The organism is uncultured Roseovarius sp., assembly GCF_913054395.1.
Lineage (GTDB): Bacteria > Pseudomonadota > Alphaproteobacteria > Rhodobacterales > Rhodobacteraceae > Roseovarius.
Genome location: NZ_CAJXIP010000109.1, coordinates 1 through 11,521, shown reverse-complemented (window position 1 = coordinate 11,521; position 11,521 = coordinate 1). Strand labels below are relative to the sequence as shown.

The following is an 11,521-nucleotide window of genomic DNA, read 5'->3' as shown; positions in this document are numbered from 1 at the left end:
CCCAGTCGTAAAATGCCCTCGCGCCGCGCAGGCTTGCCACAAGGCCGGGGGCATCGGTGGGCTTGACCGAAATCCGCCAGACATCGCCCATCGCGTCATGATAGGGCGCCACATCGCGGATCGCGGCCCAGGTGGCCTCGGTCTCTTCGGGGCTTGCATCAACCGTGATCTGTCCCAGATCGGCCAGCATGGATTGCAGTTCTGCGGCGCGGTAAGCGACCGAGTTTTCAAAGCCTTCAAGCCGCAAAAGCGTGGTCGGCGCGCCATCATTGCCGCCCTGAAGGTGCGCCGCGCCCGACACCTCGTAGGGCGAGCCAAGCGCGCGGCCAAGGGCGCTGACGGCGGCCTCATCGGCCAGCCCTTCGATACGCAAAGTCGCGGCATGGCGCGGCTTCGGCAGCACCTTGAGCGACACTTCGGTCAACACGCCCAATGTGCCATAGCTGCCTGCCATCAGCTTGACCAGATCATAGCCGGTGACATTTTTCATCACCCGGCCACCGTTCTTGATGATCTGTCCGCGCCCGTCGACAAAGCGCACGCCAAGCATGAAATCGCGCGCGGCGCCGGACTGAATGCGGCGCGGGCCGCTGACATTGGCCGCCGCCACCCCGCCAATCGTCGGCGTGCCGGAGGTGCCCAACAGGCCGCGATGATCCATCGGTTCAAAGGCAAGGCGCTGACCTTCACCATCCAATGCCGCCTCGATCTCGGCCACAGGTGTGCCTGCCCTGGCCACAAGCGTCAGTGATCCGGGCTCATAAAGCTCGATCCCCGACAGGGCGCTTGTGCTTAGAATCGTGCCATTGGTCGGCATCCCGATGGGGCGCGTGCCACCACCCTGAATGCGCAGCGGCGCGTCGGCATCGGCGATGATCCGGGCCAGATCATCTTCGGTTTTGGGGGTCAGCATATTGGAAATCCTTTCGCCGTTCAGGCGGCCACGTCGCGATGTGAATCCGAGGACAAAAGCGGGAACACCTTGGCCGGGTTCAACAGCCACTGGCCGTCAAACACGTCCTTGACGGCCATCTGCGCCTCAAGATCGGCAGGGTCATATTGATAGGTCATCAGATCACGCTTTTCGATGCCCACCCCGTGCTCGCCGGTCAGGCAGCCGCCCACCTCGACGCAAAGCTTGAGGACCTCGGCACCGAAATCTTCGCAGAGCTCAAGATCGCCGGGCTTGTTGGCATCAAACAGGATCAGCGGGTGCATATTGCCATCGCCCGCGTGGAACACATTGGCCACATCAAGGCCGAATTCACGGCTCATCTCGCCGATCCGCTTGAGGACATACGGCAGTTCGCTGACCGGAATCGTGCCGTCAAGGCACATGTAATCGTTGATCTGCCCCATCGCGCCAAAGGCGGATTTGCGACCAAGCCAGATCTTGGCGCTTTCCTCTGCCGAGCGGCTCTGGCGCAACTCGACCGGGTTGTGACGGCGCGCGATTTCCTCGATCAGGGCAAGTTGTTCGTCGATCTCTGCATCCGAGCCTTCGACCTCGACAATCAAAAGCGCCTCGCACATCGGATAGCCGGCCTTGGCGAAGGCTTCGGTCGCCTCGATACAGGGGCGGTCCATGAATTCGATCGCCACCGGCAGAACGCCCGCCTTGATGATGTCGGACACACAGGCGCCCGCGACCTCGTTGCTGTCAAAGCCGATCAACACGGGCCGCGCGCCTTCGGGCTTGTGCAGGATCCGCAGGGTCGCCTCGGTCACAACGCCAAGCTGACCCTCGGAACCACAGATAAGCCCCAGAAGATCAAGCCCTTCGGCATCAAGGAAGGCACCGCCGATCTCGGTCACGGTGCCATCCATCAGCACCATGGTCACCCCCATAAGGTTGTTGGTCGTCACCCCGTATTTAAGGCAATGCGCGCCGCCCGAATTCATCGCGATATTTCCGGCAATCGCGCAGGCAAGCTGTGATGACGGATCGGGGGCATAGAAAAAGCCGTTTTCCTCGACCGCGCCGGTCACGCTCAGATTGGTGCGGCCGGTTTGAACCCTGATAAAGCGGTTCTCGTAATCGGTTTCCAGCACGTCACTCAGGCGCGCGACACCAAGGATCACGCTATCGGCCGTCGGAAGCGCCCCGCCCGCCAGTGAGGTGCCAGAGCCGCGCGGCACCACCGGCACGCCCATCTCGTGACAGATCCTGAGAGTGTCCGAAACCTCTTGCGTGCTTCCCGGAAGAACGGCCAGCAGCGGCGCGCACTTGTAAGCCGTCAGGGCGTCACACTCATAGACTCGGGTTTCCGATGGATCGGATATAACCGCGTCAGACGGCATAACCTCAAGCAATCGCGTGATTAATTCTGCTTTCCGCGCAATAATTTCTGGCTTTGGGGTTGGCATTTCCATGGTCGCGCTCCCTATGATTGGTAATAAAATATAACCAATTTTTGCTTATGGCAAGTCAAACCTTCCGGCGGTAATGTGCCACCATGTCATGGACCGATCCTTTCGCCTATTTCAATAGCCTCGATCTGGCCGCGCTCGCGCTGTTGTTCGGGTCTTGGGCGCTGACCGGCTTTGCGATTGATAACGCACCCAGGGGCCTTCCGTCGGTGTCGGGCCTGATGGCGCAATATCGGCGCGAATGGATGGTCGTGATGATCTCTCGCGATCCGCGCATATTCGACGCGCATATCCTTGGCACATTACGATAGGGTACATCCTTCTTTGCCTCGGCGACCCTGATTGCGATAGGTGGTTCACTGGCGCTTTTGGGCGATCTTGACCGGGTAATCGGCCTTGCCGGCGATCTGACGCCGGAACAGGAGCCTGATGTCGTCTGGGAGGTCAAGATTTTGATCATTCTGCTGTTCCTGGCCAATGCCTTTCTGAAATTCGTCTGGTCCAACCGGCTGTTTGGCTATTGTGCCGTGGTGATGGCCGCCGTGCCCAACGATGCCAGAGATGCCCGCGCCGCCAGCCGTGCGCGCAAGGCGGGCGAAATCAACATAACGGCGGCGCGCGGCTTTAATCGGGGTCTGAGGTCGCTTTACTTTGCGCTGGCGACAGCGGCATGGCTTTTGGGATCAGAGGCGCTGATCGCGGCAACGCTTGTCACCGTCTTGGTGTTGCTGCGCCGTGAGTTCGCGTCACAGTCGCGCGCGGTCCTGATGCAGCCCGATGACAGCGAAACCCACACACAGACGTGACTGTTATTAACAGGAGATCGCGCTATGATATGCGCCATGAAACAGATCACATTTATCCTCGCCGCCTGTCTTATGGGCACTGCCGTTTCGGCAAGCGAGCCTCGTGTGCTTGATATCAAGGTCGAGAAATTTGGCATGTCTTGGCGCGTGGATGTCACGATCGAGCATACCGATACCGGCTGGGAGCATTATGTTGATGGCTGGGAGGTGCTGGACAGTGCTGGCAAGCGGCTTGGCTATCGCCTTTTGCATCACCCGCATGTCAACGAACAGCCATTTACCCGATCGCTGACCAATCTGGCGCTGCCGGATGGGACACGCGAGATTTTCGTGAAACCACATTGTTCGGTCGATGGCTGGGCGGGTGAGGCCGTGCGCGTCGAATTGCAGCCCTGAACAAGACAGCCTGTCAGGCCTAGCGCCGCCCCTCGCGCAGCCATCCCGACAGGATCAGCCCGGACACCAGCAACAAGGTAAGCCATGCCGGCAAAAGCGGCATCTGGCTGACGCTGCGGGTCTCATAGGCCCCGCGCGGCGTGATCCCGATCCAACCGCGCCCGGCGGCGGGGCGGCCTTCGCGTACCTCGCGGATGCGTGGCACACCATCGGCAAGCGCACGCACCCCGCCATTTGTGGCGCTGATCAGCGGTTGCAGAGCCTCGGCGCTGGCGATGGTCTGTTCAAACTCGACCGGGGCGGCGGGGCCAAGACCGATCACCGCGCTTTGATCGTCGTTTACCAAACGGTAAAGCCCGATTTCCGGCCCGTCATAGACATGCTCGAACCGCCCTGGCGAGACCTCTTTCAGGCTGCGTTCAATTACCTCACCGGACGGTGTTGTGATGCTCAGCGGGCCGACCGTATCCGCGAGCGAGCGGCGGATCACGCGCATCTGCTGGCCGGTGGCCTCGGCCCAAAGCGCCTCTTCCTCAAGCTCGGGTTCCTTCATCATCCAATGCGCCAGGCGTCGCAGCAGTTCAAGCTGCGGTCCGCCGCCCTCGAACCCGCGGCCCCAAAGCCAGGCATGATCCGAGGCCAGAAGCGCCACGCGTCCCTCCCCGACCCGATCCAGTAACAGAAGGGGGCGATCGCCTGCGCCGGACATGACGACATCGCCCGAGTTCTGTATCACCTCGATCTGGCGCATCCAGCGTCCCCAATCGCCGTCTTCTGTTCCTGCGGCCTGTAGTCCGGCGGTGACAGGATGACGCTGCCCAAGGTCGGTGACCTTGGGGCGGTATCCTTCTTCCACCACCCGCGCAGTGGGGCGGGCGGGCACGATGTCCTCGAACGGTCCGCGATAGATGCTTTCGGCCCCGGCAAAATCCGGCCCGGCCGCGAACAGAACTGCGCCGCTATTTTTGACATACTGGCGGATATTATCGAGATAGATCGACGGCAGGATGCCGCGCCGCCGATAACGGTCAAAGATGATCAGATCGAAATCATCGACCTTTTCCAGAAACAGTTCGCGCGTGGGAAAGGCGATAAGCGACAGCTCGCGCACCGGCACGCCGTCCTGCTTTTCCGGCGGGCGCAGGATCGTGAAATGCACAAGGTCGACCGAGCTGTCGGATTTCAGAAGGTTGCGCCAGGTCCGCGTGCCGGGATGCGGCTGACCCGAGACCAGAAGTACGCTAAGGCGATCCCGAACGCCGTTGATCTGAATGAGCGCGGTGTTGTTGCGATCGGTAAGTTCGCCCGCCGCGGCGGGCGTGGTGAACTGCAACACGTTGCGCCCGCCATGCGGCAGGGTCAGCGGCAGATCAATCGTTTCGCCAAGCGCCACCTCAAATCGGCGCGGTTCTGCGCCGTCAACCGAGATATCAAGCGGCACGGTCGAAACACCCTCGGGGGCCGCACCTTCATCGGTGATCGTCAGGGTCATGCGCACCTCTTCGCCGAGGATGGCAAAGGCGGGGGCGTTGTCGATCCTTAACCGCCGGTCCCAATCGCCCTCGCGACCGGTATGCAACAGATGCAGGGGCGCGGGCAGGGGCGGCGCGCGCTCAACATCATGCAGCCGCCCGTCCGATAAAAGGATCATGCCGGCAATCCGGCCCTGCGGTTCCTCGGCCATGGCCTGCGCAAGCGCCGTCATCATCTGGGTGCCGCCGTTGTCGGGCGCATCGGGCACACGCAGGCGGCGCACGTCGGTGTTGCCCCGCGCCTCTAGCCGTGCGGCAAGGGTATCCGCCGCCTCTGTGGTCATCGCCCCGCGATCCGCAAGCCGCTGACTGGCGCTTTCATCCTCGACGATCATCACGATATCCGACAGCGGCGCGCGATCTTCCTGCTGGTAAACCGGTCCCATAAGCGCACCCAGGATGACCAGCCCGGCAAGCGCGCGAAACGCCCAGCCCGACAACCCGCGCCAGACCGCCAGCCCAAGACCGGCGGCAAGGATAACGGCAAGCCCCGCGATCAGAAGCACGGGCAAAAGCGGGTCAAAGATCAGCGTCGCGGTCATTGGCCCAGCCTGTCCAGAAGTGCCGGAACATGCACCTGATCGGATTTGTAATTGCCGGTCAGCACATGCATCACAAGGTTCACCCCAAAGCGATAGGCCAACTCGCGCTGGCGTTCGCCTGCATAGCCCCGCCCGACCGGGAAAAGCGGATCACCGCGCGCGTTCATTGCCCATGCCGAGGCCCAGTCATTGCCGCCGATCACCACCGGCGTCACCCCGTCATTGAGATTGCGAAACGGCATGCCCTCGATGCGTTCGGCATCCGGCGGCGCCGCCTCAACCCAGACCGGGCGGCCCGCGTGGCGACCAGGAAAATCCGTCAGCAGGTAAAAGGCACGGGTCAGGACATGGTCATCCGGCACCGGTTCGAGCGGCGGAATATCCAGCGGCGCGGCCAGCCGCTGAAGCCGGGTGCCATTGGGCGAGGACGTGCCAAAGCCCGCCACATTGGCGTCGCGCGTGTCAAACACGATAAGCCCGCCATTGCGCAGGTAATCGTTCAGCTTCACATAGGCCTCGGCCGAGGGGGTCGGCTGATCCGGGGTGATCGGCCAGTAAAGGATCGGATAAAACGCAAGATCGTCGGTTTCGAGGTTGACGCTGATCGGGTCGGCAGGTTCGATCGAGGTGCGGAAATTAAGCACCTGCCCCAGCCCCGCAAGACCGGCGCGGGCGGTATCATCAAGCGCCGCGTTGCCGGTGATCACATGCGCCAGCACCACCTCGGATGTGGCAAGGATCGCGCGGGCGTCGTCCTGAGCGGCCGCGCTGTGCGGCGTGCCGGAAAGCCCGAGCACCAGCAAAAGCACCGCCGCCGCCCGCATCGGCCAGAGCCGCCCGGAGAGCGCAAGCGAGGCGGCGATATCGGCGACCATCAAGATCAGCGCCGCCGCCAAAAGCCATCCACCCAGGCGCAGTTCGGGTGCCCGCGCCAACCCTTCGACCGGGATGCGCGCGGGCCAGGCCATAGGGGTCAGCGTGGTATCGACGGATACCACATTGCGTGCAATCCGCCGGTCCGGCCCGTCATAAATGCCGGGGGCAAGGTCGGGCCCAAGCGGTGCGGCAAGGATACGCTCGCCTGCCACACCGGGCAGGGTGCCCGCATCGTTGAGGGCGCCAAACCCGTCAAGCACTGCGACCGGCTGCCATGTGGTGCCCGACAGTTCGGTCGCATCCGGTGGGGTCACGGCTGAGGACACGGCAAGCCGCTCCAGCATCTGCACGAACAGGCCCGACAGCGGCAGGCTTGACCATTCGGCATTGGCGGTGACGTGAAACAGCACGACCTGTCCCGCGCCGATCCGCTTGCGGGTGACAAGCGGGGTGCCGTCGCTAAGCTGCGCGATCACCCGCTCGGCAAGCACCGGGTCGGGCTGGGCCATGACCTGTGCGTTGACCCTGACGTCATCGGGAATCGTCAGGCCGTAAAATGGCGTGCCTTCGGCAAAGGGGGCCAGCGCCTTGGGTTCGCCCCAACTCATCGCGCCGCCAACCGTGCGGCCCCCGGCGCGCAGGCGCACCGGCATAAGCGGGGCCTCTTCGGTGCGCGAGACGTCGCTTGCGGCAAGGCGCGGCCCGGCAAAGCGCAGCAAAAGCCCGCCCTCGGTGGTCCAGTCGAGAAGCGCGGCCTGTTCAGCCCCCGAAAGCGTTGCCACATCGGTCAGCACGATCACATCCGGATTGGCCGGCAAAACATCCATCAGGGCGCCGTCCAGAAGATCGGCGGTGGGGATCAGCGCCTGTTCGAGATAGTGCAGCGGCGACAAAAGCTCTAGCCCTTCGCGATCATCGCGCCCGGCGATCATCGCCACCTCGCGCCGCTTGAGGGCGTCATCGCCAAGCGTAACGGCCCCGGCATGATCCTGTCCCGCGATTTCGAACCGGGTCAGTCGCGCGCGCAATTCGGGCGGCAGTGACAGCGCGCCTTGCGCCTCTGTCTCGCCCTCGCCAAACCGCATCGGAAGGCTGGCAAGAACACGCGGCAGGCCAGCGGGGTCAAGGCCATGCGCGTTGACGATGATGTCGCGTGGCGGACCTGCCGCGGCGCGCAGCGCCTGCAATTCAACGGCGCCATCGGCCAGCGTTGCAGGCTTGAGCGCCAGGATCGGTCGCGGGCTTTCATGCGCGGTTACCGGGCCGCGTGCCTCAAGCGCGGCAAGCAGGTCATCGCGCCCCTCCTGTGCAAGCCCGTCAGAGAACCAGCGGGTTTCAAACGTTGCATCGCCCAGCATCCCGGCAGCCTCGGCAAGCCTTTCGGGCGTGACCGACCAGGGTGCAGGGGCAAGGCCGGGCAGGCGGCTGCGCCAGCTTTCGGCGGCTTGAAACAGGGGCGGTTCGGGGTCGCTGAGCTGCATCACCGCAGCGGGGCGCCCGGCGCGTGCGGCCTCCGTCAAAAGCCCGTCGATCACCGCGATCTGTGCCCCCCAGTCGCGCGCAGCTGCCCATGTGCCATCCAGCAGGATCAAAAGCGGCCCGGTGGCGCGGGCCGCGCCCTCGTCGCGTGGATTAAGAACCGGCCCGGCCAGTCCGATAATGACCGCTGCTACCGCCAGCATGCGCAGCAGCAACAGCCACCACGGCGTGCGGTCGGTAACGCTATCGTCGTCCTTGAGGCCAAGCAAAAGCGCCACGCCGGGAAATCTGCGCCGCACAGGCGCGGGCGGCACGGCGCGCAGGATAATCCAGAGGATCGGCAAAGCGGCCAGTGCGATCAGCAACCACGGCGCGGCAAAACCGATGGGTCCAAGCATCATGTGCCTTCCCCCTCGTCAATCGCGCGGTAAAGCCACAAAAGCGCCGCTTGCGCGCTGTCGCTTGTGTGATGACAGCCAAACCGCCAGCCGATCACAGAGCAAAGCGAGGCCAGTTCTGATTTGCGCTCGGCGAGCCGTTCCAGATAGCGGTCGCGCAGGTCATTTGCCTTGAGGGTCTCATGTGCCACAGTGCCGCCGATACTTTCAAATATCGTGCGTCCCGCGTAAGGAAACGCCTCTTCGGCGGGGTCGAGTACCTGACAGAGAACGCCGCGCACGCCGCGATCCGCCGCTGCCGTCAGGGCGCCGCGCAGGCCCTTGAGATCGCCCATGAAGTCAGAGATCAGGATCGCGCGGCCGTGCGGCAACAAACCGGTCATGTCGGGGCTGGCGTAATCCTCGTCGCTGTCTTGCATCAGGGCTTCGGTCAGGCGCGCGATCTGGACCTGACCGCGCCGGGGCGGCAGGGCCCCACCGGTCAGGCCGACCCGCTCGCCGCCACGAATAAGCAGGATCGCGCTTGCGAGGGCCAAAAGCCGGGCGCGGTCGGCTTTGTCGGGCAATCCCTTGTCGCTGGCAAACCGCATAGAGGCCGCCGGATCGACCCAAAGCATCACGCTTTGGGCGATCTGCCATTCGCGTTGGCGCACGAATTGCGCATCGCTGCGCCCCGATCGGCGCCAGTCGATCATCTGGCGGCTGTCGCCGGGTTGCACCGGTCGGTATTGCCAGAAATCGTCGCCCTGTCCCGCGCGCCGCCGCCCGTGCTCGCCCAGCAGAACCGTACCGGCAAGATGCTCGGCCCGCGCCAAAAGCGGCGGCAGGCGGGCGGCTTCGGCCTCGGCGCGGGGGCGCAGGGTGGGCACGGCGGCGTTCATGTCACGCGGCGACCTCGATCTTGGCGACATCTGCGACCGCACGCGCAATCAGCCCGTTCAGGCTATCGCCGCGGGCCCGTGCCGCAAAGTTAAGCGCCATGCGGTGACCAAGCACCGGTTGCGCCATCGCAGCCACATCGCCTGCATCCGGCGCCAGCCGTCCCTGCAGCATCGCGCGCGCCCGCACCGTCAGCATAAGCGCCTGCGCGGCCCGCGGCCCCGGCCCCCAGGCAACAGTGTCGCGCACGTTTTCGCTGGCGCTTGGGTCATCCGGGCGACAGGCGCGCACCAGATCCAGGATCGCCTCCATCACCGCCTCGCCAACGGGCATCCGGCGCAACATCTGTTGGGCGGAAATCAGATCGGCGGGGGCAAAGACGGCGTGTGCTTCTTCCTCGGCGGCGCCGGTGGTGGCGAGCAGGATCGCGCGCTCTGTGTCGCGGTCGGGATAAGGCACCTCGATCTGGACCAGAAAGCGGTCAAGCTGGGCCTCGGGAAGGGGATAGGTACCTTCTTGTTCAATCGGGTTTTGCGTGGCGAGCACGTGAAACGGCGGCTCAAGCGGGCGGTTGGCGCCTGCGACGGTGACCTGGCGCTCCTGCATCGCCTGCAACAGGGCCGATTGGGTGCGCGGGCTGGCGCGGTTGATTTCATCGGCCATCAGAAGCTGGCAGAAAATCGGCCCTTCGATGAATTTGAACGCCCGGCTTCCGTCGCTGGCGGTTTCAAGCACCTCGCTGCCGAGGATATCGGCCGGCATCAGGTCAGGGGTGAACTGAACCCGGTTGGTATTGAGCCCCATGACCGTGCCAAGGGTTTCCACAAGCCGCGTCTTGCCAAGCCCAGGCAGACCGATCAGCAAACCGTGCCCGCCGCACAAAAGTGCTGAAAGCGCCAGGTCGACCACCTGTTCCTGCCCGATGAAGCGCCGGGTAATCGAGGCCCGCGCCTGTGCAAGCTTGTCTTCAAGCGCCTCCAGACCAGCAAGAAGGTCGGTGTCATCGGTCATGGCAAAACTCCTGTCTGGACTATATCCTATCGGTAGAGTGTATCGCGCGAGAGAGAAATGGCAAAAGCAATGAGCAAAGAATCCGTCACGTCACCGTCAGCCGAAGGGATTGCCGCCTCTGCAAGGGCCGCCGGGGCCAAGGCGCGCGGCCTTCCGCCGGTGCATCTTTGGAATCCGCCTTTTTGTGGTGATCTTGACATGCGAATCGCCCGCGATGGCACGTGGTTTTACCTTGGCACCCCGATCGGACGGGTCGAACTTGTGCGGCTGTTTTCCACTATCCTGCGGCGTGACGGCGATGACTATTTCCTTGTAACACCAGTGGAAAAAGTCGGCATCACCGTCGATGACGCGCCCTTTGTCGCGGTCGATTTCGAAGTCTCGGGAACCGGCGAAAGCCAGGAGTTGCGGTTTGAAACCAATGTCGGCGACCATATGACCGCCGACCCGGATCACCCTATTCGCGTAATTCGGGATCCTGAAACCGGCGAGCCGTCGCCCTATGTCCTTGTGCGCACCAACCTTGAGGCGCTGATCGATCGCAAGAGCTTTTACCGGCTGGTTGATATCGGTGTGCATCATGAGGGCTGGTTCGGGGTCTGGTCGGGCGGCGCGTTCTTCGGTCTTATCCCGAGCGACGAACTGCTGGCCGATTAACCCCGCGCCGATCACGCCAAAGGGGGAAATCACGAAACGGTTTCCCCTGCGTCAACGTCCTTTTTAGGCCATCATCCGCGCATTTTGTGGTATTCCCATCGCGCGAGCGGGCACAAATGATCCGCTATAAGACAGTGTGAAAAGGGACGAACATGATTCAAGAGTTCAAGGATTTCATTGCCAAGGGCAATGTGCAGCAGATGCCCGGCGCAGCGATGGACGACCCGAACAATCTGTTGATGCAGCAAGTCGATGGCACGTTTGTTGAGCGCGGCGACGTGGCGGGGATTGCCACTTTGGCGCGCAGTCGTGGGGCGGCGCTGGTTGATATGAACCACGATGGATTGCTGGATTTGGCGGTGGTGAACCGGCGGGCGCCGCTGGAGGTTTATCAAAACGTCACTGACGCGACGGGCAATTGGGTGGCGCTGACCTTGATGGGGAAAGAGGCCAACAGCCAAGCCGTGGGGGCGTTTATTGAGGTGAAGGCCGGCGGGCGCGTGTATCTGCGAGAAATCACCGTGGGCGGAGGTCATGCCGGTGGTGTGTCCGGGCCGCAGTATTTTGGGCTGGGC

General features: G+C 63.3%; 8 protein-coding genes and 2 pseudogenes. 4 read left to right on the top strand and 6 right to left on the bottom strand.

Annotated elements, in window-relative coordinates; translation table 11 throughout:
- Nucleotides 1–910 (bottom strand): FAD-binding protein (locus QZ522_RS13955; protein WP_294612721.1); only part of this gene is annotated, 910 nt, incomplete at its 3' end.
- A 23-nt stretch (nt 911–933) separates the two neighbouring features.
- Nucleotides 934–2,373: an FAD-linked oxidase C-terminal domain-containing protein gene (locus tag QZ522_RS13950; protein ID WP_294612718.1), complete on the bottom strand. Its 1,440-nt coding sequence runs from the start codon at nt 2,371–2,373 to the stop codon at nt 934–936.
- An 83-nt stretch (nt 2,374–2,456) separates the two neighbouring features.
- Between QZ522_RS13950 and QZ522_RS13945 the strand changes: the two are divergent.
- A pseudogene (locus QZ522_RS13945) lies at nt 2,457–3,176 on the top strand (DUF599 domain-containing protein).
- Between the two features lie 36 nt (nt 3,177–3,212).
- On the top strand, nt 3,213–3,572 hold the full coding sequence (locus QZ522_RS13940; RefSeq protein WP_294612715.1) for a hypothetical protein: 360 nt from the start codon (nt 3,213–3,215) through the stop codon (nt 3,570–3,572).
- A 19-nt stretch (nt 3,573–3,591) separates the two neighbouring features.
- Here the strand turns inward: QZ522_RS13940 and QZ522_RS13935 are convergent, their stop codons facing one another.
- From QZ522_RS13935 to QZ522_RS13920, 4 genes are read right to left on the bottom strand one after another with little or no spacing between them, the layout of a single operon-like run.
- Nucleotides 3,592–5,646, bottom strand: coding sequence for a hypothetical protein (locus QZ522_RS13935; protein WP_294612712.1), 2,055 nt, complete (start codon nt 5,644–5,646; stop codon nt 3,592–3,594).
- Nucleotides 5,643–8,402: a DUF4159 domain-containing protein gene (locus QZ522_RS13930; protein WP_294612709.1), complete on the bottom strand. Its 2,760-nt coding sequence runs from the start codon at nt 8,400–8,402 to the stop codon at nt 5,643–5,645. The genes QZ522_RS13935 and QZ522_RS13930 overlap by 4 nt, the downstream gene beginning before the upstream one ends.
- A complete protein-coding gene (locus QZ522_RS13925) occupies nt 8,399–9,280 on the bottom strand; it encodes a DUF58 domain-containing protein (RefSeq protein ID WP_294612706.1) in 882 nt (293 codons plus the stop codon). Before QZ522_RS13925 ends, QZ522_RS13930 begins: the two co-directional genes overlap by 4 nt.
- A gap of 1 nt (nt 9,281) precedes the next feature.
- The gene (locus QZ522_RS13920; protein ID WP_294612703.1) at nt 9,282–10,289 is read right to left on the bottom strand and encodes a MoxR family ATPase; all 1,008 of its coding nucleotides are present in this window, start codon (nt 10,287–10,289) and stop codon (nt 9,282–9,284) included.
- A gap of 69 nt (nt 10,290–10,358) precedes the next feature.
- Between QZ522_RS13920 and QZ522_RS13915 the strand changes: the two genes are divergently transcribed.
- Nucleotides 10,359–10,946: a DUF1285 domain-containing protein gene (locus QZ522_RS13915; RefSeq protein WP_294612701.1), complete on the top strand. Its 588-nt coding sequence runs from the start codon at nt 10,359–10,361 to the stop codon at nt 10,944–10,946.
- Between the two features lie 152 nt (nt 10,947–11,098).
- Nucleotides 11,099–11,521: pseudogene (locus tag QZ522_RS13910) on the top strand (hypothetical protein); the annotation flags it as partial.